This is a genomic window from Bradyrhizobium sp. SZCCT0148 (assembly GCF_018129985.1).
In the GTDB taxonomy this organism is placed as follows: domain Bacteria; phylum Pseudomonadota; class Alphaproteobacteria; order Rhizobiales; family Xanthobacteraceae; genus Bradyrhizobium; species Bradyrhizobium japonicum_H.
Map to the genome: position 1 here is coordinate 387,297 of NZ_JAFCKT010000005.1, position 23,481 is coordinate 410,777.

General features: G+C 64.6%; 24 protein-coding genes and 1 other RNA gene. 16 read left to right on the forward strand and 9 right to left on the reverse strand.

What is annotated here, in order from left to right; genetic code table 11:
• Positions 1 to 4: 4 nt before the first annotated feature.
• From JQ580_RS18790 to JQ580_RS18805, 4 genes are all read left to right on the forward strand, one after another.
• Positions 5 to 1,237, forward strand: coding sequence for a cytochrome P450 (locus JQ580_RS18790; protein WP_212281726.1), 1,233 nt, complete (start codon positions 5 to 7; stop codon positions 1,235 to 1,237).
• Between the two features lie 140 nt (positions 1,238 to 1,377).
• Complete coding sequence (locus tag JQ580_RS18795; RefSeq protein WP_212281529.1) at positions 1,378 to 4,986, forward strand: AsmA family protein; 3,609 nt, start codon at positions 1,378 to 1,380, stop codon at positions 4,984 to 4,986.
• A gap of 360 nt (positions 4,987 to 5,346) precedes the next feature.
• On the forward strand, positions 5,347 to 6,468 hold the full coding sequence (locus JQ580_RS18800) for a DUF2336 domain-containing protein (RefSeq protein WP_212281531.1): 1,122 nt from the start codon (positions 5,347 to 5,349) through the stop codon (positions 6,466 to 6,468).
• Between the two features lie 47 nt (positions 6,469 to 6,515).
• Complete coding sequence (locus JQ580_RS18805; protein ID WP_212281533.1) at positions 6,516 to 6,758, forward strand: hypothetical protein; 243 nt, start codon at positions 6,516 to 6,518, stop codon at positions 6,756 to 6,758.
• A 122-nt stretch (positions 6,759 to 6,880) separates the two neighbouring features.
• Here JQ580_RS18805 and JQ580_RS18810 read toward each other — a convergent pair whose 3' ends face one another.
• Positions 6,881 to 7,378, reverse strand: coding sequence for a GNAT family N-acetyltransferase (locus tag JQ580_RS18810; protein WP_212281535.1), 498 nt, complete (start codon positions 7,376 to 7,378; stop codon positions 6,881 to 6,883).
• A 216-nt stretch (positions 7,379 to 7,594) separates the two neighbouring features.
• Here JQ580_RS18810 and soxC point away from each other — a divergent pair, with 216 nt between their 5' ends.
• The 4 genes from soxC (at position 7,595) to JQ580_RS18830 (ending at position 10,239) form a co-directional block, all read left to right on the forward strand.
• Positions 7,595 to 8,866, forward strand: coding sequence for a sulfite dehydrogenase (gene soxC / locus JQ580_RS18815; protein WP_212281537.1), 1,272 nt, complete (start codon positions 7,595 to 7,597; stop codon positions 8,864 to 8,866).
• Positions 8,853 to 9,401: a c-type cytochrome gene (locus JQ580_RS18820; RefSeq protein WP_212281539.1), complete on the forward strand. Its 549-nt coding sequence runs from the start codon at positions 8,853 to 8,855 to the stop codon at positions 9,399 to 9,401. Before soxC ends, JQ580_RS18820 begins: the two co-directional genes overlap by 14 nt.
• A 76-nt stretch (positions 9,402 to 9,477) precedes the next feature.
• Positions 9,478 to 9,879 carry a DUF302 domain-containing protein gene (locus tag JQ580_RS18825; protein ID WP_409363212.1) on the forward strand — a complete coding sequence of 134 codons (402 nt, stop codon included), beginning with the start codon at positions 9,478 to 9,480 and terminating at the stop codon, positions 9,877 to 9,879.
• Positions 9,880 to 9,924: 45 nt separating this feature from the next.
• Positions 9,925 to 10,239 carry a hypothetical protein gene (locus tag JQ580_RS18830; RefSeq protein ID WP_212281543.1) on the forward strand — a complete coding sequence of 105 codons (315 nt, stop codon included), beginning with the start codon at positions 9,925 to 9,927 and terminating at the stop codon, positions 10,237 to 10,239.
• A 64-nt stretch (positions 10,240 to 10,303) separates the two neighbouring features.
• On the opposite strand, the gene JQ580_RS18835 is transcribed toward JQ580_RS18830, so the two are convergent.
• From JQ580_RS18835 to ssrA, 8 genes are all read right to left on the reverse strand, one after another.
• Positions 10,304 to 10,921 carry a class I SAM-dependent methyltransferase gene (locus JQ580_RS18835; RefSeq protein ID WP_212281545.1) on the reverse strand — a complete coding sequence of 206 codons (618 nt, stop codon included), beginning with the start codon at positions 10,919 to 10,921 and terminating at the stop codon, positions 10,304 to 10,306.
• A 185-nt stretch (positions 10,922 to 11,106) separates the two neighbouring features.
• Entirely contained in the window at positions 11,107 to 12,978 is a 1,872-nt protein-coding gene (gene feoB / locus JQ580_RS18840) for a ferrous iron transporter B (RefSeq protein WP_212281553.1), read from the reverse strand.
• A gap of 37 nt (positions 12,979 to 13,015) precedes the next feature.
• The gene (locus JQ580_RS18845) at positions 13,016 to 13,291 is read right to left on the reverse strand and encodes a FeoA family protein (RefSeq protein ID WP_106948725.1); all 276 of its coding nucleotides are present in this window, start codon (positions 13,289 to 13,291) and stop codon (positions 13,016 to 13,018) included.
• Positions 13,292 to 13,405: 114 nt separating this feature from the next.
• Positions 13,406 to 13,657, reverse strand: a complete 252-nt coding sequence (locus tag JQ580_RS18850) for a ribbon-helix-helix domain-containing protein (RefSeq protein WP_063202285.1) — start codon at positions 13,655 to 13,657, stop codon at positions 13,406 to 13,408.
• Positions 13,654 to 13,857 (reverse strand): DUF4169 family protein, encoded by a 204-nt coding sequence (locus tag JQ580_RS18855; protein ID WP_212281555.1) that lies wholly within the window; start codon positions 13,855 to 13,857, stop codon positions 13,654 to 13,656. The genes JQ580_RS18850 and JQ580_RS18855 overlap by 4 nt, the downstream gene beginning before the upstream one ends.
• A 282-nt stretch (positions 13,858 to 14,139) precedes the next feature.
• Positions 14,140 to 15,573, reverse strand: coding sequence for a class II fumarate hydratase (gene fumC, locus JQ580_RS18860; RefSeq protein ID WP_212281728.1), 1,434 nt, complete (start codon positions 15,571 to 15,573; stop codon positions 14,140 to 14,142).
• A gap of 89 nt (positions 15,574 to 15,662) precedes the next feature.
• A complete protein-coding gene (locus JQ580_RS18865; RefSeq protein WP_212281563.1) occupies positions 15,663 to 16,181 on the reverse strand; it encodes an SspB family protein in 519 nt (172 codons plus the stop codon).
• Positions 16,182 to 16,295: 114 nt separating this feature from the next.
• Positions 16,296 to 16,671: a transfer-messenger RNA gene (gene ssrA / locus JQ580_RS18870) on the reverse strand.
• Positions 16,672 to 16,766: 95 nt separating this feature from the next.
• Between ssrA and JQ580_RS18875 the strand changes: the two genes are divergently transcribed.
• From JQ580_RS18875 to JQ580_RS18910, 8 genes are all read left to right on the forward strand, one after another.
• Positions 16,767 to 17,363: a chromate transporter gene (locus JQ580_RS18875; RefSeq protein ID WP_212281565.1), complete on the forward strand. Its 597-nt coding sequence runs from the start codon at positions 16,767 to 16,769 to the stop codon at positions 17,361 to 17,363.
• Entirely contained in the window at positions 17,360 to 17,890 is a 531-nt protein-coding gene (locus tag JQ580_RS18880) for a chromate transporter (RefSeq protein WP_212281567.1), read from the forward strand. The genes JQ580_RS18875 and JQ580_RS18880 overlap by 4 nt, the downstream gene beginning before the upstream one ends.
• A 96-nt stretch (positions 17,891 to 17,986) precedes the next feature.
• Positions 17,987 to 18,748 carry a tripartite tricarboxylate transporter TctB family protein gene (locus JQ580_RS18885; protein WP_212281569.1) on the forward strand — a complete coding sequence of 254 codons (762 nt, stop codon included), beginning with the start codon at positions 17,987 to 17,989 and terminating at the stop codon, positions 18,746 to 18,748.
• A 7-nt stretch (positions 18,749 to 18,755) separates the two neighbouring features.
• Positions 18,756 to 20,270 (forward strand): tripartite tricarboxylate transporter permease, encoded by a 1,515-nt coding sequence (locus JQ580_RS18890; protein ID WP_212281571.1) that lies wholly within the window; start codon positions 18,756 to 18,758, stop codon positions 20,268 to 20,270.
• A 142-nt stretch (positions 20,271 to 20,412) separates the two neighbouring features.
• Positions 20,413 to 21,393, forward strand: a complete 981-nt coding sequence (locus JQ580_RS18895; RefSeq protein ID WP_212281573.1) for a tripartite tricarboxylate transporter substrate binding protein BugD — start codon at positions 20,413 to 20,415, stop codon at positions 21,391 to 21,393.
• A gap of 169 nt (positions 21,394 to 21,562) precedes the next feature.
• Positions 21,563 to 22,357: a thymidylate synthase gene (locus JQ580_RS18900; protein WP_212281575.1), complete on the forward strand. Its 795-nt coding sequence runs from the start codon at positions 21,563 to 21,565 to the stop codon at positions 22,355 to 22,357.
• A 5-nt stretch (positions 22,358 to 22,362) separates the two neighbouring features.
• Positions 22,363 to 22,848 (forward strand): GNAT family N-acetyltransferase, encoded by a 486-nt coding sequence (locus tag JQ580_RS18905; RefSeq protein ID WP_212281577.1) that lies wholly within the window; start codon positions 22,363 to 22,365, stop codon positions 22,846 to 22,848.
• On the forward strand, positions 22,848 to 23,360 hold the full coding sequence (locus tag JQ580_RS18910; RefSeq protein WP_212281579.1) for a dihydrofolate reductase: 513 nt from the start codon (positions 22,848 to 22,850) through the stop codon (positions 23,358 to 23,360). The genes JQ580_RS18905 and JQ580_RS18910 overlap by 1 nt, the downstream gene beginning before the upstream one ends.
• Positions 23,361 to 23,481: the final 121 nt, after the last annotated feature.

Sequence of the window (23,481 nt, forward strand, 5' to 3'; positions counted from 1 at the left end):
CACCATGAACGAGCACGTGCAAGGCGCCGGCGGCGGACCGCTGTTCAACCCGCTCTCGCCGGACTTCATCCGCGATCCCTATCCGCATTACGACCGGCTGCGCACGCTCGATCCGGTCCACGTGACCCCGTTCGGGCAGTTCGTCACCAGTCGCCACGCCGACGTCAGCCTCGTGATGCGCGACAAGCGCTTCGGCAAGGATTTCGTCGAGCGCACGACACGCCGCTATGGCGAGACGATCATGGACGAGCCGGTGTTCCGCAGCATGAGCCATTGGATGCTGCAGGCCGATCCGCCCGACCATACCCGCTTGCGCGGCCTCGTCGTGAAGGCGTTCACCGCGCGCCGGGTCGAGGACATGCGGCCGCGCATCCAGGCGATCGTCGACCAGGCCATCGATGCCGTGATCGATCGCGGACACATGGACCTGATCGAGGACTTCGCCTTCCGCCTGCCGGTGACCATCATCTGCGAGATGCTCGGCATCCCCGAGGACCATCGCGAGGTCTTCTACAAGAGCTCGCGCGACGGCGGGCGGCTGCTCGACCCCGTGCCCCTCACGCCCGAGGAGATCAAGAAGGGCAACGAGGGCAACCTGATGGCGCAGATGTATTTCCAGCAGCTGTTCGAGCTGCGCCGCCGCAGCCCCGGGGACGATCTCACCACCCAGCTGGTGCAGGCCGAGGAGGACGGCAACAAGCTCACCAATGAGGAACTGACCGCCAACATCATCCTGTTGTTCGGCGCCGGCCACGAGACCACGGTGAACCTGATCGGCAACGGCCTCTTGGCGCTCCACCGCAATCCGGACCAGCTTGCGCTGCTCAAGGCCCGCCCCGAGCTGATGGAAGGCGCGATCGAGGAGTTCTTGCGCTACGATTCGTCGGTCCAGATGACCGGCCGGGTCGCGCTGGAGGAGATCGACGATCTCGGCGGCAAGCGAATCCCGAAGGGCGAGAGCGTGTTGTGCCTGCTCGGCTCGGCCAACCGCGATCCCGCGGTCTATCCCGACAGGCCCGACCGGCTGGATGTCACCCGCCAGAATGTGAAGCCGCTGTCGTTCGGCGGCGGCATCCATTTCTGCCTGGGTGCCCAATTGGCGCGCATCGAGGCCGAGATCGCCATTGCCACGCTGCTGCGGCGGCTGCCCGAGCTGCGCATCGACGACGTGGAGAACCCGGAATGGCGGCCGACCTTCGTGCTGCGCGGCCTGAAGCGGCTGCCGGCGAGCTGGTAGGCGGCCCGGCATTAACCTCCGCGCGCAACAGTCGCTGTGACTTCGCCACACTTCCCCCTATATAAGGGGCTGTTCCGGCGCGCCTGAAACCTTCCTGGTCAAGGTTTGGCCCGGGTGCCGGCTTGGCCGAGGGGAGACCCGTGCAGACGACGCTGCTCGGATTGGCGATTGCCTTCATCATTGCGCTGCTGGCCGCGCTGATCGGGCCTTACTACGTCGACTGGAACCAGTTCAGGCCCCAGTTCGAGGCAGAGGCTGGCAAGATCATCGGCGTGCCGGTGCGGGTCGCAGGCGAGCTCGACGCACGGCTGCTGCCGGCGCCGACGCTGCGGTTGCGCCAGGTCACCTTCGGCGGCAACAACGATCTCGGCCGCCTGCGCGCCGACAAGCTCGATGTCGAATTCAGCCTCAGCTCCCTGATGCGCGGCGAATGGCGTGCCACCGAGCTTTCGGTGGGCGGCATGGCGGTCGATCTCGGCCTCGATGCGAGGGGACGGGTCGACTTGCCCTCCACCGCGAGCGGCACCTTCAATCTGGCCTCGCTCGCCATCGAGCGTCTCAATCTCACCGGCCGCATCGCGCTGCACGATGCCGCCAGCCGCTCGACATTGGAGCTGAACGACATTGCCTTCTCCGGCGACGTCCGCTCGCTCGCGGGCTCGGTGCGCGGCGACGGCCGTTTCACCGCCAATGGAGTGCGCTATCCCTTTCGCGTCTCCTCCGGTCCGAGCGCCGACGGCAATGCGACCCGTCTTCACCTGAACATCGATCCTGGCGAGCGCGCCATCCTCGCCGACCTCGAAGGCGTGCTCGCCTTCGACAATCGCCTGCCGAAATTCGACGGTGCGCTGACGCTGGCGGTGCCGACGGTCAAGAAGGCGGGCGAGGCGGGTCCGACGCCGTGGAAGCTCACGACCAAGCTCAAGGCGGACCCGGCCGGTGCGAAGTTCGAGCAGATCGACGCGAGCTTCGGCGCTGAAGACAATGCGCTGAAGCTTGGCGGCGTCGGCGACATCAGGTTCGGCGCCTCGCCGCTGCTGCGTGCAGTGCTGTCGGCGCGCCAGGTCGATGCCGACAAGCTCGCGGGCAAGGACGATGCCGAACCGCTCCGCATCCTGCCGGCACTGCGCGCGGGGTTGGCTGCCATCCCGCAGGCGCCGATCCCGGCGCAGATCGAATTCAACTCCGACCAGATCATGCTCGGCGGCCGTCCGCTGCAGAACATCACAACAGAGCTGCAGACCGATGGACGGTCCTGGACCTTCCAGCGGCTCGAGCTGCGCGCCCCCGGCATGACGCAGCTTTCGCTCAACGGCGCAACACCGGGGGCCGACAGTTTCAGCGGCCGCCTCAGCGTCGAATCCTCCGATCCCGACGCGCTGGTGGCCTGGCTGCAGGGCCGCAGCGAGATCACCCGTCGCAGCACGCGGCCGCTGCGCCTCGCCGGCGACGTCACGATCGCCGCCAACCATCTCGCCATCGACAGGCTGAAAGCCGACATCGAAGGCGGCGCGGTTGAGGGCCGCCTCGCCTTCGTGCAGACAGGCGCGAGCAAGGGGTCGCGGATCGATGCCGAGCTGAAGGCTGACCGGCTCGACCTCGACGCCGCCGCAAGCTTCGTCCGCGCGCTCGCGGGACCGCAGGGCGAGTGGCCGGAAGAGGCAAAGCTTTCGCTCGATATCGGCCGCGCGATCTCCGCCGGCCAGACGCTGCAGCCGTTCGCGGCCAAGCTCGGTTACGGCCCCGCATCGCTCTCGCTGGAGCAACTGCGCTTCGGCCAGGCCAGCGGCGTGACCACCGAGGCGAGCGGCAGCTTCGACCGCAGCAAAGCCACCGGCAAGCTCGCGCTGAAATCCTCGGCCAATTCGCTGCGCGAGCTCACCGCTTTGATCGAGCCGTTTGCGCCTGCGGTGCGGGCCCGCTTCGATGCCATGCCGTCATTACCAGGCGCCACGCGCCTCAAGCTCGATCTCAGCCTCGACGGGAATGCAGAGCATGCCGATCGCAGCAACGCCCGCGCCGTGCTCGATCTCGACGCGCCGCAGCTCAAGGCGACCGCGACGCTGGCGGCACAGATGCCGGCGGCGGCCGTCAATGGCATCGAGATCGACAAATTGCGCGCCAGCGACTTCACCCTGGACACGAAATTGTCGACGCCGCAGGCCGGTGTGCTGCTGGCGCTGCTCGGGCTCGATCGCGTGGTGGCCGCAGGCGAGGGCGCTTCGCAATTCGAAGGCAAGCTGACCGGGGCATGGCGGCGGCCGTTGCAATTGAACGCAAAGATCAGCGGAGGCGGGCTGGATGCCGATGCGCAGGGCAGCGTCGAATTGTCGGAGCCGAAAGCCAGCGTGAACCTGCGCGTGCGCAACGCCAATCTGGCGCCGCTGTTCGGGACCAGCCCGGTCGACAAATCGATGCAGGCCGTCAGCCTGTCCTCACGTGTGGGGCTATCGGGCAACCGCCTGACCTTCGACGATCTCGACGGCAATGCGGCCGGCTCGCATTTGCGCGGTCATCTGGCGGTGACGCTGGATCCGGAGAAGAGCGTCGACGGCGAAGTCGGCCTCGATACAGTCGATCTCGTGCCGGCGCTCGCGGTGGCGATAGGCGCGGCCGGGCATGAGTCGGGCGAGCCGCTGAGCGCGGGTTTATTGGGCGGCTGGCGTGGCCGCATCGCCTTCCAGGCGCTGCGCGGCATGTTGCCCGGCGGCATCGAGCTGCGCCCGTTCGGCGGCACGATCCGGAGCGACGGCCAGGCGCTCGCGCTCGATGCCCTGAAAGGCAGCCTCGGTGGCGGCGAGATGTCGGCGAGCTTCGACGCCCGCAACGGCGCCAACGGCCTGACCTTGAACACGCGGATCGAGCTGAACAATGTCGATGCGGCGGCGCTGCGCTATCGCGCTCTCGCGCTGCCGAAGGGGCGCGCCTCGGTGCAGATGGCACTGACCACCCAGGGCCGCAGCGTCGCGGCGCTCACCGGCGCGCTCGCCGGAAACGGCACAGTGACGCTGGACTCCGCGGAAATCGGCGGGCTCAATCCGCGCGCTTTCGAGATCGCGATCCGCGCCAGCGACGGCGGCCAGGTCAGCGACGATAACCGATTGCGACAACTGGTGGAGCCCGCTCTTGCCGCCGCGCCGATCTCAGTCGCCTCGGCGCAGATCCCGTTCACGATCCGCGACGGACGGTTGCGCGTCGGCGCGACGCCGCTGGAAGCGAAGAACGCGCGTGCCATCGTCTCCGGCGGCTACGACATTCCTGCTGACCAGGCAGACATCCGCGCCAGCCTGACGCCGATCATGACCGGGCTCTCCGGCGCCCCGCCGGAGATCCAGCTGTTCGCGGCGGGCCCTCCCGACAAGCTCAATCGCACCATCGACCTCGCGCCGCTGTCGTCATGGCTGGCGGTGCGCACCATCGACCGCGAGACGCGCAGGCTGGACGCCATCGAGCGCGGCGAGCCGCCGCCTGCGACCGCGGCGCTGCCGACGCTGGTGGATACAGCGCCGGAGCAGGCGCCGGCCAATGTGCCACTGTCGGGCCAGGATCCGCGCCGCGCGCCGCCGAAGCCGAAAGCCGCGCCGACGCCGAGGGCCCCGCAAGCGGCGCCCGCCGCGCCAAGCCCGCCGCTCGCCAGTCAACAGCTTGCGCCGCTGCCGCCGGCCATCGACGTGAAACCTGCCCCGGGTCCTGCGCCTGCAAAGCCAAGGCCGAAGCCCCCGCTGGTCCTCACGCCGCAAAATCCGTAAGGCGGATAGGTTTGCGCGAATTGGGCCGCGGGGCTCTTAACCTCTCCCGCTGGCGGGAGAGGTCGCGCCGCAGGCGCGGGTGAGGGCCCTTTCGTCTTGGGGACTGTCCGGTCGCTGAGACACCCTCTCCCCAGCTCTCTCCCGCAAGCGGGAGAGGCAGCACACCCCCGCGCAGCGGCCTTTCGTAACCCCCTAACCCATTCCCTTGCATTTGAACGAATTCTGCTCAGCAAAACTGATCAGCCGACTTTACCTGATTCCAGCGTTTGTTCCCTAGTCTCTGTTCCCAGAGGAATTCGGCCTCCTGCCAGCACATGCAGGGTGGATCGCCAAGAACTGGGAAGGACTGGGGTGAACGACATGAACGGGGCGAAAACGCTTCTGCAGGATCTGGACGACGCGATCGCGCGCGGCTCCGACGAAAGCCGGGCGAAAGCGTTGTGGCATGCGACCGACATTCTGATTACCGGCCGCTACAGCGACGACGAGATCAGCATGTTCGGCGAGGTCATCGGGCGTCTCGCCGATGAGATCGAGGTCGCCGCGCGCGCGCAGCTGTCGGAGCTGATGTCGGGATGCGATCAGGCTCCGCTCAACGTCATCGAGAAGCTGGCATTCGACGACGAGATCGCGGTCGCCGGCCCCGTGCTGCGCGACTCCGATCGTCTCGACGAGAAGTTGCTGGTCGAGAACGCCATGACCAAGGGCCAGTCCCATCTGCTCGCGATCGCCCAGCGCAAATCGATCGGTGAGGCCGTCACCGACGTGCTGGTCAAGCGCGGCGATCAGGAGGTCGTGACGTCGGTTGCCAAAAACGAGGGCGCGCGCTTCTCCGGTTCGGGCCTGTTGCACATGGTCCGCCGCGCCGAGGGCGATTCGATCCTTGCCGAGCAGCTCGGTCTGCGCAAGGACGTGCCGCGCCATATCTTCCAGCAGTTGATCTCGAAGGCGTCGGAAGACGTCCGCCGCCGGCTCGAGACCGAGCGACCCGAAATGATGGCGCAGATCCAGAGCTCAGTGACCGAAGTCACCGGCGATCTCCAGTCCAAGTTCGGCCCATCCTCGCGCAGCTATTTCGTCGCCAAGCGCGTGGTGACGACACAATATCGCCAGGGCAATCTCAATCAGGATTCGATCTCGAACTATGCGCGCCAGCACCGCTTCGACGAGGTGCAGATCGGCCTGTCGCTGCTGTCGGCGCTGCCGGTCGACGTGATCGAACGCGCCATGATGGACCGCAACCGCGAGATGATCCTGGTGCTGTGCAAGGCGCTCGACTTCTCTTGGGACACGACCATGGCGCTGCTGTTCCTCGGCGCCAAGGATCATCTGATCACAGCGCGCGAGCTCCACGACAACGAGCGAGATTTCGGCCGGCTCAAGATCGAGACCTCGCGCAGCGTCTTGAAGTTCTACCAGTCGCGCAAGACCGCAACTGATTCCGCCTCAGGCGGCCGTCAGCCCGAGCTCCATATCCACTGAACAGGTGCACTGAGCATCGTCCCGGAATTCAAAGGGGAGTATTTGCAATGTTGCCTCAATTCGGCACCGCGGTTCGCAAGAAGAACATCGACAGCGCCGTTACCGCCGATCTCGGCGGCGGAGCACCCGACAAGGCGTCGGTGGACGCGGCCTGGCTCGTGCTGGAGGCCGCCAACGACCTCGGCGACCACGCTGCAATCGACGCCTGCCGCCGCGTCATCGACGCCGAACTGAACGGCACGGTCGCCGGCAGCGCGGACATCGATCTCGTGCTGGGATATTTCAGGTAAGGGCCTTGTAGGGGAAAGGCGCAGTTGCGCCGTGCCCACCATCGAACCCCGCACAACAAGCCGTGGGCCTGCTGGGCTTCGCTCAGACTGAGAGCTGCGAGTGCGCCCCGCCGCTCCGTTTTTCACCGCCGGATGCGGTAGATCACCAAGTCCTCGCCGTGACGGTTGGTGCTCCGCTCGAGAAGGTAGTTCAACTTCTCCAGGACGCGGCGAGACGCGCCGTTCTCGATATAGACGAGGCCGATCAGGGACGGCAGCATGAGCCGTGACAGCCCGATCCTCGTCAACGCGGTCGCGGTTTCGCTCGCAAATCCCTGGCCCCAGAATTCGCGTTTGAACGCGTAGAAAATCTCGATCTCGTCCGCGTCGTCGACCAGGATATGGCGGATGCCCGCGCGTCCTGCGAACGCCCCCTCGCGCGTTCGCAGTGCCCAGAGGCCGAAGCCGTGCTGGTCCCAATGGGCCATGTTGACGTCGAGGTAAGCCTTGGTTGTCGCTGCCGAACGCACGCCACCGAGATAGCGCGACACGTCGGGATCCTGATGCAGCGCGACGAGGTCGGCGAGGTGACTTTCGTTCAGCCTCTCGGCGGTCAGTCGGTCGGTGACGAAGTGGTCCATGGAATCAGACAGCGGCTTCGACGTTGGTTGCGATCTCGCGTGCGACGCCGTCATCGAGCGCCAGATATTTCCCGATTGGGCCGTCGCGCAAGCAAGGTGACCGGCCCTCATGGCTTCTAACAGAACCTAACACGCAATTTGCGCAACGTTCGGTCAAAGTCACCGAATGAAAGCGGCCGAAATTTCCAAAAGGCACGACGACCGACGGGAGATAGTATGACGTCCAAGACATCAAGTGAAAGGTCGCCACGATCCGCGGACGTTTCTCGCCGTGGCTTTGTGGGCGGCTTGTCAGCAGGACTCGTGGGGGTCGCTGCGAGCGAGGTAGCCCGGGCAGAGACACTGGCCGACGTTCCTGATCGCGCACCAGGCGCCGATCTCAGCGCGCACAGCGAGCGTTCCCGTTTCGCCAAGCTCGACCGCATTCCCGAGGCCACACCGGGCAAGCGCAACATCGATCCGAGCGATGCCATCAACTCCAAGACGCCGCACCAGAAGCTGGTCGGCAATATCACGCCGACCGATCTGCATTACGAGCGCAGCCATTCCGGAGTTCCCGACATCGATCCCGCGCAGCACCGGCTGCTCGTTCACGGCATGGTGCAGAAGCCACTGGTCTTCAGCGTCGAAGACCTGAAGCGGATGCCCTCGGTCACCCGGATCGTGTTCATCGAATGCACCGGCAACGGATGGGAAAACTGGAAAAAGGCCGACCCGGATCTGACGGTGCAGAATACGCATGGCCTCGTCAGCACCAACGAGTGGACCGGCGTGCCCCTGAAATTCCTGATCGACCTCGTCGCGAAGGACAAGGGATCGACCTGGATGCTGGCGGAGGGCGGAGACGGTGCAGGCGTCGACCGCAGTATCCCGCTCACCGAGGAAATCGTGAACGAGGCTTTCATCGCCTACGGACAGAACGGCGAGCCGCTGCGACCTGCGCACGGCTTTCCGATGCGACTGGTGATGCCTGGCTTCGAGGGCAACCTCAATATCAAATGGCTGCGCCGCCTCAAATTCGGCAACGCGCCGTGGATGACGCGTTGGGAGACGGCGCGCTATACGCAGTTGCTCGCGAACGGCAAGGCAATGCAATTCCAACTGCGGATGGAGACCAATTCGGTCATCACGCAGCCGTCCGGGACGATGCAGATTCAGCCGGGCTATAACCGCATCTCGGGTCTCGCCTGGAGCGGTCATGGGAAGATTGCCAAGGTCGAGATTTCGACCGACGGCGCCCGGACGTGGAAGCAGGCGCAATTGGCTCAGCCGGTATTATCCAAGGCGCAGGTGCGTTTCCAGATGGATTGGGACTGGGACGGCAAGCCGACCAGGATTGTCAGCCGCTCGACCGACGAGCAGGGCAACGTCCAGCCGGACCGGCAGTCGTTCATCGCCGCGATGGGGACCAATGCCCTGTTTCACTACAATGCCCAGCAGACCTGGAGCATCGACGAGACCGGAAGGGTTCGCAATGTTCTCGCATGACAAGATGATTCTCGCCGGTATCCTCACATTCGGCCTGCTCGCCGCACCCGCGTTGGCGTTCGACTTCGGCCGTCCGGCGACGCCTGCCGAGATCAAATTGTGGGACATCGACGTCGGCCCGGATGGCAAGGGCCTGCCCGACGGCAGCGGCACGGCAGTGCAGGGCAAGCAGATCTTCGCTGACAATTGCGCGGCCTGTCACGGCGACAACGGCCAGGGCGGCATCAAGGATCGTCTGGCCGGCGGCCAAGGCACGCTTGCGTCGAACATGCCCGTCAAGACCGTCGGCAGCTTCTGGCCCTATGCGACGACCTTGTTCGACTACATCCATCGCGCGATGCCCTATCCGACCCCGGGCTCGCTCAGCACCGACGAGACCTATGCCGTCACCGCGTACATCCTGAGCCTCAACGGCATCGTTCCCGCCGACGGCAAGGTGGACAAGGAAAGTCTCCCGAAGATCAGGATGCCCAATCGCGATGGCTTCGTTCCACAACCGGAATTCGATCCCGCCAAGCTGTTCCGCAGGAAGTGAGCGGGCGATGAAGCTCTCGATATTGATCAGGATTCTCGTTCTGATCGCAGCGACATGTTCATGGGAGACACAGGCAATGGCCGCAGACGGACTCATCACCATCAAGAGCAGTTTCGGGCCCGAGGAAACGATGAAGCGGCTGGAGACGGAAGTGAAGGCCAAGGGCCTCACCGTGTTCGCCCATGTCGATCACGCGGCCGGTGCCGCCGCGGTCGGCCTGCCGCTGCGGCCGACCGATCTCATCATCTTCGGCAACGCCAAGGGCGGCACGCCGTTGATGCAGCAGGCGCAAACCGTCGGCATCGACCTGCCGCTGAAGGCGCTGGTCTGGCAGGACGAGCAAGGCACAACCTGGCTGTCTTACAACGACCCCGCCTATCTCGCCGGGCGTCACGGCGTCGGCGAGCCGGCGAACGCTGCCGTCATGGGCCTGACGGGCGCTTTGCATGCGATCGCGACCAAATCCACCACGCCGTGACGCGTGCCGATCAGGCAAACGCCGCAAGCTTCTTCAGGTGAGCCCATGAGTGACACAAGCAATCAGACGGCGCCAACCGCATCGCAAGGTGGACTCGCCCGATGGGTCGTCATCGCGGTGCTAGGCGCGTTGCTCGTCGCCGCCGGCGCACTGGCCTATCTCGGCTGGTCCCGAACGGATACGGAAGTGCCGGCGTCGGGCTATGTGGCACTGGTGCTCGGTGTCGTCTTCTCGCTGGTCGTCGGCGTCGGCTTGATGGCCCTGATTTTCTACAGCAGCCGCCAAGGCTACGACGAACCCGCGACGCTGATCCCCGATCCGGAGAGCGACCCGGACGGTGGGCGCGACAACCCGCGCTGACGGAAGGTCTCCCCAGCTGTGAACAACGGAGTCGCTAGATACCGCGTCGCGATGTTTCCGCCGATCAAGCTGTCTCTCGTTGCCGCAAGCGTCCGATCCAGATCGTGAGCCGGCCGCAGTCCGGGTCTTCCACCACATGATCGACGACGTGAAAGCCGTTGCTGTCGAGCAATTGGCGATATTCCGCCGGCGCGAGACTGGCATGGTAGAGCGGCTCACGCTCGAACGTTCCGATGGCTTCTCCGGCCGACGGACCGCTCGTGAACATCAGCGCGGCACCATCGGCGGCGTGCCGAGCAAAGATCGGAAACATCTGGCGCTGTTGCTCGGGAGCCAGATGGAAAAAGCTGTTCCAGGCGAGCAGGCCATTGAATGTCTCGTTCAGTTCCAGAGACCGCATGTCCGACACACGCCAGGTCGCGCCAGGAAGTTGCCTCTTTGCGATGTCGATCATTTCCGGAGCGGCATCGATGCCGGTGACGTCACATCTGGCCTCGAGCAGATAGCGCGCGATCGGCTCTCCGGTGCCGCAACCGATATCGAGCACCCTGGCCTTCGCGGGCAAATGCGCGATGAAGCGGTCGAGCCATTTTCGTTCCGTCAAATCTCGACCGCGCAGGCGCGCCCACGCAGTGGCGTGTCGGCGATACAATCCAATGATGTTGTTCGCATCAGAGTTCATTTTCGTTCCTCCCAACGCAGCCGCTTGCGACAGAGGCGGTCACTCGCGGGCCGTCGTCGCTGTTTTGGGCGACGGGTCAATCGGATTGCCGCCGACGCCCTATCGCGCGCCCCGCAAGCCATTGATTTAACAGGCCCCGTCTACTGTGCATGGGGTTGTTTTCGCATTTTTTGGTGGGTGGGCTGCTAGCCGGCCCCCAGCGCGACCGCGACGTTGTAAGTCACGAGGCTCGCCGCATAGGCCAGCACCAGCATGTAGGTGAAGGTCACCGCCATCCAGGTCCAGCTTCCGGTCTCGCGCCGGATCACGGCCAGCGTCGAGGCGCATTGCGGGGCGAAGATGTACCAGGCCAGCATCGACAGCGCGGTGGCGAGCGACCATTTCGTCGCCAGCACCTGGCCGATCTGCTCGGCCGCCTCCTTGCCGCCCTCGATCGCATAGACGGTGCCGAGTGCTGCGACCGCGACCTCGCGCGCCGCCATGCCCGGGATCAGCGCGACTGCAATCTGCCAGTTGAAGCCGACCGGGGCGAGCAGCGGTTCGAGCGCCTTGCCGATGATCGCAGCCAGGCTGAAATCGATGGCGGGCTCGGTGGCGCCCGCCGGCGGCTGCGGGAACGAAGCCAGGAACCAGATCAGCACCATCATCGAGAAGATCGTGGTGCCCGCGCGCACCAGGAACATCTTGGCGCGGGTATAGACGCCGATCGCGATCGATTTCAGCCGCGGCATCTTGTAGTCCGGCAGCTCCAGCATGAATGGCGCCGGCGCATAGTCGCGCAGCATGAAGAACTTGATCAGGAACGAGACGGCAAGCGCGCTGGCGATGCCGGTGGCGTAGAGGCCGAACATCACGAGGCCCTGCAGGTTGATGAAGCCCCAGACGTCCTTCGCCGGAATGAACGCTGAGATGATCAGCGTGTAGACCGGAATGCGCGCCGAGCAGGTCATCAGCGGCGCGATCAGGATCGTGGTCAGCCGGTCGCGCTTGTTGTCGATCACGCGCGTCGCCATGATGCCGGGAATGGCGCAGGCAAAGCTCGACAGCAGCGGAATGAAGGCGCGGCCGTGCAGGCCGGCGCCCCCCATGATGCGGTCCATCAGGAACGCGGCGCGCGCCATGTAGCCGAAATCTTCCAGGAGCAGGATGAACAGGAAGATGATGATGATCTGCGGCAGGAACACGATCACGCTGCCGACGCCCGAGATCACGCCGTTCTGGAGGAAGCTCTGCAGCAGGCCGGAGGGCAGGGTGGCGTGCACCAATTCGCCGAGCGCATCGAAGCCGGAGTTGAGCAGCTCCATCAGCGGCTGCGCCCAGGCGAACACCGCCTGGAACATCACGAACAGGATCAGCGCGAGCACGATGAGGCCGCCGACCGGATGCAGCACGATCCCGTCGATCCGCGCGGTCCAGGTGTCCGGACGGCTCGGCAGGCTGACGCAGTCGGCGATGATGCGATCGGCCTCGCGCTGGGTGGCGCGCAGCTCGGCGACGCTGAGCGCGCGCCAGCTGTTCGCCTCCGCCTCGGCGGCGAGCCTGGCCGAGATCTCGTCGGTCAGCTTCAGGAGGTCGGCGGTGCCGCCCTTGCGCACCGCGATCGAGGTGACCACGGGCAGTCCGAGTTCCTTGGCGAGCCGCTCGACGTCGACGGTGATGCCGCGGCGGGCGGCGATGTCGAACATGTTGAGCACGAGGACCATCGGCCGCCCGGTGCGCTTCAGCTCCAGCAGCAGGCGGATTGTCAGGCGCAGATTCGTTGAATCGGCCACGCACAGCACGAGATCCGGCACGGCTTCGCCTGAGGCTTTGCCGAGCACGAAGTCGCGGGTGATCTCCTCGTCGGGGCTGCGGCCGCGCAGCGAATAGGTGCCGGGCAGGTCGACCAGCGAGACCTGGCGTCCCAGGGGAGTGACGAAGAAGCCTTCCTTGCGCTCGACGGTGACGCCCGGATAGTTCGCCACCTTCTGCCGGCTGCCGGTCAGGGCATTGAACAGCGAGGTCTTGCCGCTGTTCGGCGTGCCCACCAGGGCGAGATGCAGCAGGGGTAATTCCATGGAATCACTGGTCCGGGATCAGAGGTCCGGTCGCTGTCTAGGCGACGATGATGGCCATGGCCTCGCGGCGGCGGACCGCAATCGTGATGCTGTCGACCCTTACGGCGATCGGGTCGCGCCCGACCAGCCCCTCGTGCAGGATCTCGACCCGGGCGCCCTCGACGAAGCCGAGCTCGATCAGACGGCTCTCGAGCTCGATGTCGGAGAGCGCCGAACCCGCCTCGCGAGCTGAAAGATGCTGGATGACGCCGGTATAGCCGCGATGGGCCAGACCCAGCGGCATATGCGGGCGCGTGTCATTGGTGTCGGTCATGCCCTGTATTTTCAACGCAAGGCATTGAGGTCAAGCGCGCGCGCTCGCTGAAACCGCACCTTAGAGCGATTATAAAGTGCGGGTGGCGGAGCGCCGTCGAAGGCGCCCCGGCGGCTACTGGGCCGGGACCTTGTCCGGCTGGGGGGCCATGGCCCGGCTCTTGAAATAGTCCAGGACGAACAGACGGATCGCCGACGACAGATTGCCCTGCTGGCGGTTGTTGTCGATCTCGCCGACCAGCTCGGACAGCGTCATGTTGCGCAGGCCGGAGATCTCTTTCATGCCGTTCCAGAACGCTTCTTCCAGACTGACGCTGGTCTTGTGCCCGGCGACGACGATAGACCGCTTCACGACGGGCGACTTCATGGCTGCTCCTCGCGATCGATCTGATGCTGCTCCAACTGATGCTGGTCCAGATGCGCCTTCGCCTTGTCCGCGCGCGCCTCCTCCGACGACCGTTCCGCCTTCGTGCGGCCGAACTTGGTCCGGTTGGCGTCCGCCTGCTTCGCCGAGGCTTCCCGCTCGGCGCGCTTCCTGAAGCGATTGAGGTTGATGACGTTCCCCATGCCGTGTCTCCATCATCCAATCCTTTCCAGGCAGGATGAAACAATCAGAAACAGGGTGCAGCGCTGCGCCCCAAAAGACTTGATCGCCATTCGCTTGTCCTCGTCAATCGGCCGCTTAGGCCATCAAACGATGAATTTGGCCCCCGTCGAGGGGAGGAAGCGCCTGCGTAGCACGCCGTCCTGCCGGAACATTGACGGTAATCAAATCCCGACCCCAAAGCCGCACATTTCTGGGGCGCCCCGCGTCCGTATCATTACGGATGGCTATCGGAATTCGGTGTTTTACCCGGGGCTGGTCATCTTCTCGGGGCGCACCAGGCGGTCGAACTCGTCGGCCGAGACGAAGCCGAGCCGCAGCGCTTCCTCCTTCAAGGTGGTGCCGTTGGCATGGGCGGTTTTGGCCACCTTGGCGGCGTTGTCGTAGCCGATCTTCGGGGCGAGCGCCGTCACCAGCATCAGCGAACGCTGCATCAGCTCGTTTATTCGCTTCTCGTCGGCGCGGATGCCGCTGACGCAATGCTCGGTGAAGGATCGCGCGGCATCCGCCATCAGGCGGATCGAATGCAGCATGTTGTAGGCGAGCACGGGCTTGTAGACGTTGAGCTCGAAATGGCCTTGGCTGCCGGCCACCGTGATCGCAGTATGATTGCCGAACACCTGGCAGCACACCATGGTCATGGCCTCGCACTGGGTCGGATTGACCTTGCCGGGCATGATCGAGGAGCCCGGCTCGTTCTCCGGCAGGATCAGCTCGCCCAGCCCGGAGCGCGGGCCTGATCCCAAGAGGCGAATGTCGTTGGCGATCTTGAACAGCCCGGTCGCCACCGAATTGATGGTGCCGTGCACCAGCACATAGGCATCGTTCGAGGCAAGCGCCTCGAATTTGTTGGCGGCGCTGGTGAAGGGAAGCTTCGTGATGGCGGCAACGTGCTTTGCGAACAGTTTGGCGAAGCGCGGCTTGGAGTTGAGGCCGGTGCCGACGGCGGTGCCGCCCTGAGCCAGCGGGTGAAGATCCTTCACGGCGACCTTGAGCCGGGCGATGCCGCTCTCCACCTGCGCCGCATAGCCGGAGAATTCCTGCCCGAGCGTCAGTGGCGTCGCATCCTGGGTATGGGTGCGGCCGATCTTTACGATCCTGGAGAACGCCTTCTCCTTCTTGCGCAGCGCGCGGAGCAGCTCGGTGAGGGCCGGGACGAGATCGGCGGTGATGCGGCTGGCAGCCGCGATGTGCATCGCGGTCGGAAACGAATCGTTCGACGACTGGCTCATGTTGACGTGGTCGTTGGGATGCACCGGCTTCTTGGCGCCAAGCTCGCCGCCGAGCAGTTCGTTGGCGCGGTTGGCGATCACCTCGTTCAGGTTCATGTTGCTCTGCGTGCCGGAGCCGGTTTGCCACACCACGAGCGGGAAATGGTCATCGAGCTTGCCGTCGATCACCTCGCGCGCGGCGCGGATGATGGCATTGGCGCGTCGCTGGTCGAGCAGGCCGAGCTCGAGGTTGGATTGGGCAGCCGCGAGCTTGACGATGCCGAGCGCGTGCACGAGCGAGATCGGCATGCGATCGGTGCCGATGCGGAAATTCTGGCGCGAACGTTCGGTCTGCGCGCCCCAATAGCGGTCGGCAGGGACCTCGATGGGACCGAAACTGTCGGTCTCGATGCGGGTGGCGGGGCGGGCGGTGTTCGCGCGGGCGGCTTTGGCCATGAGCACATCCATTCTGCCGCGCGAAACGCCGCGCGGCTCCTTCATGTGCTTCTCTATATAGGGAGTTCGGCCGCGTGCGACGGGCTCAAGCCCAACCTAGATCATTTCTTGCGGAAACGATCGAGCCGCACCACTTCGGCGCCGCCCTGGTTCGGCGGGGTCGGCTCTTCCGGGGTCTCGGCTTTATCCGTGGCGGCGGCGGGCACCGTTACGGCCGAAGGGGCGGGGGCAGCCGGCAAGGTTTCCGGCGCGACCTCGGCGACATCGGAGGTGTCGAACTGCAAGCCGAACTTCACGGACGGATCGAGGAAGCTCTTGATGGCGCTGAACGGCACGATCAGGCGCTCCGGAATGCCGCCAAAGGACAGCCCGACCTCGAAGCGGTCCTCGAGCACGGTCAGATCCCAGAATTGATGCTGCAGGATGATCGTCATCTCTTCCGGATATTGCGCCAGCAGCCGAGACGACAGCTTCACGCCCTCGGCCTTCGACACGAAGGTGATGAAGAAATGATGCTCGCCCGGCAGGCCCTGGGCGGCGGCATCGGTCAGCACCTTCCGCAGCACGCCGCGCAGCGCGTCGCGGGCAAGCACATCGTAACGGATATGATCGGTCGCCATGGTGGTCCTGTTGCATCCCGAAGCCGGACCGTGCCGATCCGACTCGCCAAGCCGCGATAGTACCGCGCCTGACGGGTCAGCAGGAGTCCCCGCCGAGGAAGAAATCAAGAGTAAAGTGGAGGCTTCTGTTGCCAGGTGCCTCCGAACCCCGCCTAACGGAGCTTAACCCGTTAGGACTTCAGAATGGTCTTTCAAACTGCGTTACGCAGCCTGAGCAACCGGAGCAAAGTTGTCGTTGGCAACTATTGCATAGCCCGATAACGGCGGAACAATACCGGGAAAAAGTTCGCCCTTTACGCCCTCGTCGATCCTATTTCGCCCCCGCCAAAACCCGCCTTTCGGCAGGCTGAAGCCCGAAGATCGGTGGGCTTTGGTGGAGGCGCCGGGTACCGCCCCCGGGTCCGAATGGTTTATTGCGACGACCGTTTATTTCCATAGCCGGCGAACCGGCATTCCCAATATAGGGGGCAAACGTTTCGAAAAACAGGGGTTTCGATGGCTCACGGTGCGGTTCCCTTTGGATAGGTTCCGAACCGACGCGAGCCTGCCTTGGCCGCGGTGCGAGCCTCGTTCTAAGCTCCTGACATGTCCTCGGATTCAGCACCGGCCGTGCAAGAGCCGGATTTCGCTCCCGCTCCCCCCGGTTTGCTCGCGCTGTTTCTGGCCTTCGCCAGAATGTCGCTGGCCGGTTTCGGTGGGGTTCTGGTGTTTGCCCGGCGGGCCATCGTCGAGCAGCATCGCTGGATGACGGCGGACGAGTTCAACGAGACCTTTGCGCTCTGCCATTTCCTGCCCGGGCCCAACATCGTCAATCTGTCGATGGTGTTCGGGTCGCGGCTGCGCGGCATCGCCGGCGGTGTTGCCGCCTTTGCGGGACTGTTGCTGCCGCCGACCCTGATCATGACGGTGCTCGCGATCGCCTATGCCCGCTTCGGCGACCTCGAGGTGTTGCGCCGCAGCCTCGCCGGCATCTCTTGCGCCGCGGTCGGCCTCTTGATCGCGGTGGTCTTCCGCATGATGACGCCGCTGCTGAAACGGACCGACCCCCTCGCATTGGTCTTGATGGCGGGCGTGTTCCTCGCCATCGGCGTGCTCCGCCTGCCGCTTCCGGCGGTGCTGCTGGTCGGCATTCCGCTCAGCATCGGCGCCACTGTTTTCCTGCGGCGGAAAGTAGCAGCATGAAGCCCGAGAATCCGATATGGGCGCTGATCTCGACTTTCGGACTGATGTCGCTGTTCGCGGTTGGCGGCGCCGCGGCGGCGGTGCCCGAGATGCACCGCATCGCGGTCGAGGTGCATCACTGGATGACCGACAAGCAGTTCACCGACGCCTATGCGATCGCGCAGCTCTCGCCAGGTCCAAACGTGCTTATCGTGACCTTAATCGGCTATGCCGTCGCCGGCATCCCCGGGGCATTGGCGGCGACGCTGGCGATGTGCCTGCCGACGGCGCTGCTTGCCTATTCTGTCAGCCGGCTCCTGAATCGGCCCGGCCAATCGCGCTGGCCCGGCCTGATCCAGGCTGCACTGGTTCCGCTCTCGATCGGATTGATGGCGGCAAGTGCCCTGATCCTGGCCCAGTCGACCGATCGCACAATTGCTGCAGTGCTTCTGACCGCGACGGTTGCAGTCATCGCCACCGTCTCGCGCATCAATCCGCTCTGGCTCCTGCTTGCCGGGGGCCTGTTGGGTTTTGCTGGCATTGTGTGATGAAAATCGCTAGGCAGTGGAGCGGGCGAGGGGAACAACTTCCAAGCCGATTAGAACAACAGTGCTCGTGACTTAAGGGTCGCGGAGGAGACATGCATGGCCGATACGATGGGCCAGTCGGCGACAGCCACCCGAAACACATCGATGGCGCTCGGCTTCTGTCTGCTGGCAATTGCGCCGCAGATTTTCGAATTCATCTGGTCGATAGGGACGATTTTCGGTTGGGGCGCAGGCCGTGGCCCGGCCACGGTCGTGATGAACCACGCCACCGCGTTGCTTGCCGGTGCGCCCGGTGCGTTGATCGGAGCGGCCAGCGGTGACAGCAAGAAGGCGTCATCCGAGGTGCTGCTCGCGCTGATCTATTCCTATCCGATCTTTGCCGTGGCGATCGTCACGCTGTTCATGACCGTCAGGTCGGCTCAGGACTATGTCGGCGGTGTCATTCTGATGGCGCTGGGGCTGTTCGCGCTGTGGGCTTCGAGCGATCTGCAGGGCATGCGCGGCTTCTCCTTCGGCGCCGGCACCGCACCGCGGATGTTCGGCGGGTTGCTGGTGGGTTTGTCCGCCGCCATTGCCTTGACCGGTCTTTTGACCGATGGGCCGGGGATGTCCCATTATTCATGGCGTGGTCCGCTGTTCGTGATGGCCGCGATCCTGTTCTTTGCGCTGGCGATCCGACCGCTCGGCGTCGTGGTCTCAGCCTTTGCGAGTTTCATGATTGCGGCGGCGGGATCGCGTGAGACGCGCTGGGTGGAGGCGGCCATCGTCGGCGCCTGCCTGACGGCCGGCTGTGCTGTGCTTTTCCCCTATGTGCTCGGGTTGCCGATGCCGATGTTCCCGCGTTTCCTGGTCCAGTGAGGGCGTAATGGATCTCTTTGCCAACCTCGCTCACGGCTTCGCCGTCGCGTTCTCCCCGATCAACCTCCTGATGTGTCTGATCGGTGCCCTCGTCGGTACGTTGGTCGGCGTGCTCCCGGGCATCGGCACCATCGCCACGGTCGCAATGCTGCTGCCGATCACCTTTGGTTTGCCTCCGGTCGGCGCGCTGATCATGCTCGCCGGCATCTATTACGGCGCCCAGTATGGCGGCTCGACCACGTCGATCCTGGTCAACATACCAGGTGAGGCGACATCGGTCGTCACCGCTATCGACGGTCACCAGATGGCCAAGCAAGGCCGTGCCGGTCCGGCGCTGGCGATTGCGGCGATCGGCTCGTTCTTCGCCGGCTGTGTCGCGACCGTGCTCATCGCCGTGCTCGGCGCGCCGCTCACCAAGCTGGCGCTGGCGTTCGGTCCGGCCGAATATTTCTCGCTGATGGTGCTCGGCCTGATCTTTGCGGTGGTGCTGGCCAAGGGCTCGGTGCTCAAGGCGATCGCGATGATCGTGTTCGGCCTGCTGCTCTCGATGGTCGGCTCGGACATCGAGACCGGTGCGTCGCGCATGGCCTTCAACATTCCGGAGCTTGCCGACGGTCTCGGCTTCGCGACGGTAGCGATGGGCGTGTTCGGCTTCGCGGAGATCATCCGCAACCTCGATGCCGGCGCCGAGATGAATCGCGACCTCGTGCAGCAGAAGATCACCGGCCTGATGCCGACCAGGAAGGACCTGAAGGATTCGACACCTGCGATCCTGCGCGGCACCGCGCTCGGCTCGATCCTCGGCATTCTGCCGGGCGGCGGCGCGGTGATCGCGTCGTTTGCGGCTTACACGCTCGAGAAGAAGCTCGCCAAGGACCCGTCGCGGTTCGGTCGCGGCGCGATCGAGGGCGTGGCAGGACCGGAAAGCGCCAACAACGCGGCGGCGCAGACCTCCTTCATTCCGCTTCTGACGCTCGGCATCCCGCCGAACGCGGTGATGGCGCTAATGGTCGGTGCGATGACCATTCACGGCATCGTGCCGGGCCCGCAGGTGATGCAGAAGCAGCCCGACCTCGTCTGGGGCATGATCGCCTCGATGTGGATCGGCAATCTCATGCTGATCATCATCAACCTGCCGCTGGTCGGCATCTGGGTGCGACTGTTGCGCGTGCCTTACCGGCTGATGTTCCCCTCGATCGTGATTTTCTGCGCGATCGGCATCTACTCGGTGAACAACGCCCCGGTCGACGTCATCCTTGCCGGCGTGTTCGGTCTCGTCGGCTACTGGCTGATCAAGCATGATTTCGAGCCGGCGCCGCTGCTGCTCGGCATGGTGCTCGGACCTCTGATGGAAGAAAACCTTCGCCGCGCGCTGCTGATCTCGCGCGGCGACTGGAGTGTGTTCCTGACGCGTCCGCTGTCGGCGGTGCTGCTCGCGATCGCTGCGGGCCTGCTGCTGCTGACGGTGTTGCCGGCGCTGCGGTCGAAGCGTGACGAGGTCTTCACCGAATCCGAGAACTGAGGGGCGCCTGCGTCGGCGCGCCGCATGCGGAAGTCGGATCGACTCGTGTTACGGCTTCGTGAAATGAAAATGCCGGCCTTCGGGCCGGCATTTTGTTTGGTATCCAATCGTTTGTGTCCAAGGAACTGATACGGGGATCGACATGACATTCGTTCGCGCGCTCACGGGCGCCTGTGCCGCAGCGCTTGCGTCGCTAACCGCTTTTGTTGCGCCGGCTGAGGCGCAGACTTATCCGACGCGCAGCATCACCATGATCGTGCCGTTCGCGGCCGGCGGACCGACCGACGTGATCTCGCGCATCGTCACCGGCAATATGGCGCAGACGCTGGGCCAGAGCATCATCATCGAGAACGTGGTCGGCGCCGGCGGCACCACCGCGACCACGCGCGCCGCGCGCGCGACCAATGACGGCTATACGCTGATCACCGGTCACATGGGCACGCATGCCGCATCTGTGCCGCTCTATCCCAAGCTCGCCTATCATCCCGAGAAGGACTTCGAGCCGATTGCGCTGCTCGCGGGTACCCCGATCCTGATCCTCGCGCGCAAGGACTTTCCGCCGAAGGATTTGAAGGAGTTCGTGGCCTATGTGAAGGCCAACGCCGAGAAGGTGAACGCTGCCCATGCCGGCGTCGGCTCGGTCTCGCACGTCTCCTGCGAGCTCCTGCACTCGATCCTCGACATCAAGCCGGTCGGCGTGCCCTTCAACGGCACGGGGCCTGCGATGAACGCGCTGGTGGCGGGCCAGGTCGATTACATGTGCGACCAGATCGTCAACGCCGTGCCGCAGATCAACGCCGGCACCATCAAGGCCTATGCGATCGCAACCCCGGAGCGTAATCCGTCGCTGCCCAACGTGCCGACTACGGCAGAAGCGGGCCTGCCGAAATTCCAGGCCCAGGCCTGGAACGCGATGTTCGCGCCCAAGGGAACTTCGCCGGCGATTGTGGCCAGCCTGAACGCTGCGGCCAGCAAGGCGCTGGACGACGAGACCGTGAAGAAGCGCCTGCTCGAACTCGGCAGCGTCATCCCGGGCCCTGCCGAGCGGACGCCGGAGGCTCTGGCAGCGCTCGTCAAGAACGAGATCGCGAAGTGGACCCCGGTGCTCAAGCCGGCAACTTAGTCAGTATTTTCAGGTCGATAGGTGAGGGGCGGGACGCAAGTTCCGCCCCTTGTCGTTTGCGCCGGGATGCTCATTTTTCCGGGTATAGTCGGTGCAGACAGCGAATCGCTGCTGTCGTACCGCAGGGGGCGCCGTTAAGTTCGCCGCCTCCCTAAAGGCTCAGTCGCACATGCACCAGTATCAGGACCTGCTCGAGCGGATTCTTTCAGACGGCGCCGAAAAAACCGATCGGACCGGTACCGGCACGCTCTCGGTGTTCGGCCACCAGATGCGTTTCAATCTGTCGGCCGGCTTCCCGATGCTGACGACCAAGCGGCTGCCGCTGAAGGCGATCATCCACGAGCTGTTGTGGTTCCTGAAGGGCGACACCAACATCAAATATCTGCGCGACAACGGCGTCACCATCTGGGACGAGTGGGCCGACGCCAATGGCGACCTTGGCCCGGTCTACGGGCATCAGTGGCGCTCCTGGCCAACGCCTGAAGGCGGCAGTATCGACCAGATCACCAAGGTCATCGACATGATCAAGCGCGCCCCGGATTCGCGCCGGCTGATCGTCACCGCTTGGAATCCGGCCGACGTCGACAAGATGGCGCTGCCGCCCTGCCATCTGCTGTTCCAGTTCTATGTCGCCAACGGCAAGCTGTCGTGCCAGCTCTATCAGCGTTCGGCCGACGTCTTCCTCGGCGTTCCCTTCAACATCGCCTCCTACGCGCTGCTCACCATGATGGTGGCCCAGGTCACCGGCCTGAAGCCCGGCGACTTCGTGCATTCGTTCGGCGACACGCACCTTTATTCCAACCATCTGGAGCAGGCACGGCTCCAACTGACACGTGCTCCGCGTCCGCTGCCGGTGATGCGGATCAATCCCGAGGTGAAGGACATCTTTTCCTTCCGCTATGAGGATTTCGAACTCGTCGGGTACGACCCGCATCCGCACATCAAGGCGGAAGTCGCGGTTTAGCGCCGATGTCGCTCAACATCCGCCGTGTGCGCCCGGGCGAAGCCGGGCTCGTTCTTGCTTTCATCCGCGAACTCGCCGACTACGAAAAGCTCGCGCACGAGGTGGAAGCGACCGAGGCCGATATCGCTGACGCGCTGTTCGGCGAGCGACCGCAACTCTATTGCGCGATCGCCGAGTGGAACGGCGAGCCGGTCGGTTTCGCGGTGTGGTTTGCGAATTTCTCCACCTTCAGCGGCCGCCCTGGCATCTATCTCGAGGATCTCTACGTCCGGCCGTCGCATCGGGGCAAGGGCCTCGGCAAGGCGCTGCTGGTCTATCTCGCCAAGGAATGCGTCGACAACGGCTGGTCCCGCCTGCAATGGGCGGTGCTCGACTGGAACGCGCCGTCGATCGCGTTCTACAAGTCGCTCGGCGCGGTCATGATGGACGACTGGACGCTGTGCCGCGTCACCGGGCGAGCGCTGACGCAGTTGGCCGGGAGTGCGCCCTGATGGAGATCGTCTTCGTGGTCGCGATCGCGGAGAATGGCGTCATCGGCGCGGGCAATGCGATGCCGTGGCGATTGAAATCCGACTTGGCGCGCTTCAAGGCGCTGACCATCGGCAAGCCCGTGATCATGGGCCGCAAGACCTTCGAATCCCTGCCTCGCCGCCCCCTGCCGGGCCGCACCAACATCGTGATCACGCGCGATACGGATTATCGCGCCAAGGGCGCCATCGTCACGACGTCGTCCGCGGATGCCGGTGCGATCGCGCGCGGCGATGCCCTGCGGCGTTCGGTCACTGAGATCGCGGTGATCGGCGGCGCCGAGATATTCCGCCAATGGCTCGACCGCGCCGACCGCCTCGAAATCACCGAAGTGCACGCACGGCCCGACGGCGACACGCATTTCGACATCAACAAGGCGGAATGGGATGAGGTCGCACGCGTCCGCCATCCTGCCGGAGGCGAGGACAGCGCCGAATACTCCTATGTGACATATCGTCGGCGGCGCGGCCATTAACCGCTTTCTTCAATGTTTACATTGACTTTTTCGTGCCCGAGCATAGCTCGGAAGACGGTCACCGCTGCGTTGTAAGGGGCTTGCGTGTCCCCTATAAAGCGGACCGGACAAAGCGGGCGGG

What these genes read in the sequence shown, in the direction of transcription:
- JQ580_RS18830 (WP_212281543.1), top strand. Translation starts at nt 9,925, where the DNA reads ATGAGTGACACAAGCAATCAGACGGCGCCAACCGCATCGCAAGGTGGA.
- JQ580_RS18890 (WP_212281571.1), top strand. Translation starts at nt 18,756, where the DNA reads ATGGATCTCTTTGCCAACCTCGCTCACGGCTTCGCCGTCGCGTTCTCC.
- JQ580_RS18800 (WP_212281531.1), top strand. Translation starts at nt 5,347, where the DNA reads ATGAACGGGGCGAAAACGCTTCTGCAGGATCTGGACGACGCGATCGCG.
- JQ580_RS18865 (WP_212281563.1), bottom strand. Translation starts at nt 16,181, where the DNA reads ATGGCGACCGATCATATCCGTTACGATGTGCTTGCCCGCGACGCGCTG.
- JQ580_RS18835 (WP_212281545.1), bottom strand. Translation starts at nt 10,921, where the DNA reads ATGAACTCTGATGCGAACAACATCATTGGATTGTATCGCCGACACGCC.
- JQ580_RS18820 (WP_212281539.1), top strand. Translation starts at nt 8,853, where the DNA reads ATGTTCTCGCATGACAAGATGATTCTCGCCGGTATCCTCACATTCGGC.
- JQ580_RS18900 (WP_212281575.1), top strand. Translation starts at nt 21,563, where the DNA reads ATGCACCAGTATCAGGACCTGCTCGAGCGGATTCTTTCAGACGGCGCC.
- JQ580_RS18805 (WP_212281533.1), top strand. Translation starts at nt 6,516, where the DNA reads ATGTTGCCTCAATTCGGCACCGCGGTTCGCAAGAAGAACATCGACAGC.
- JQ580_RS18790 (WP_212281726.1), top strand. Translation starts at nt 5, where the DNA reads ATGAACGAGCACGTGCAAGGCGCCGGCGGCGGACCGCTGTTCAACCCG.
- JQ580_RS18825 (WP_409363212.1), top strand. Translation starts at nt 9,478, where the DNA reads ATGGCCGCAGACGGACTCATCACCATCAAGAGCAGTTTCGGGCCCGAG.
- JQ580_RS18885 (WP_212281569.1), top strand. Translation starts at nt 17,987, where the DNA reads ATGGCCGATACGATGGGCCAGTCGGCGACAGCCACCCGAAACACATCG.
- JQ580_RS18895 (WP_212281573.1), top strand. Translation starts at nt 20,413, where the DNA reads ATGACATTCGTTCGCGCGCTCACGGGCGCCTGTGCCGCAGCGCTTGCG.
- JQ580_RS18880 (WP_212281567.1), top strand. Translation starts at nt 17,360, where the DNA reads ATGAAGCCCGAGAATCCGATATGGGCGCTGATCTCGACTTTCGGACTG.
- JQ580_RS18905 (WP_212281577.1), top strand. Translation starts at nt 22,363, where the DNA reads ATGTCGCTCAACATCCGCCGTGTGCGCCCGGGCGAAGCCGGGCTCGTT.
- JQ580_RS18845 (WP_106948725.1), bottom strand. Translation starts at nt 13,291, where the DNA reads ATGACCGACACCAATGACACGCGCCCGCATATGCCGCTGGGTCTGGCC.
- feoB (WP_212281553.1), bottom strand. Translation starts at nt 12,978, where the DNA reads ATGGAATTACCCCTGCTGCATCTCGCCCTGGTGGGCACGCCGAACAGC.
- JQ580_RS18875 (WP_212281565.1), top strand. Translation starts at nt 16,767, where the DNA reads ATGTCCTCGGATTCAGCACCGGCCGTGCAAGAGCCGGATTTCGCTCCC.
- JQ580_RS18810 (WP_212281535.1), bottom strand. Translation starts at nt 7,378, where the DNA reads ATGGACCACTTCGTCACCGACCGACTGACCGCCGAGAGGCTGAACGAA.
- soxC (WP_212281537.1), top strand. Translation starts at nt 7,595, where the DNA reads ATGACGTCCAAGACATCAAGTGAAAGGTCGCCACGATCCGCGGACGTT.
- JQ580_RS18910 (WP_212281579.1), top strand. Translation starts at nt 22,848, where the DNA reads ATGGAGATCGTCTTCGTGGTCGCGATCGCGGAGAATGGCGTCATCGGC.
- JQ580_RS18855 (WP_212281555.1), bottom strand. Translation starts at nt 13,857, where the DNA reads ATGGGGAACGTCATCAACCTCAATCGCTTCAGGAAGCGCGCCGAGCGG.
- fumC (WP_212281728.1), bottom strand. Translation starts at nt 15,573, where the DNA reads ATGGATGTGCTCATGGCCAAAGCCGCCCGCGCGAACACCGCCCGCCCC.
- JQ580_RS18850 (WP_063202285.1), bottom strand. Translation starts at nt 13,657, where the DNA reads ATGAAGTCGCCCGTCGTGAAGCGGTCTATCGTCGTCGCCGGGCACAAG.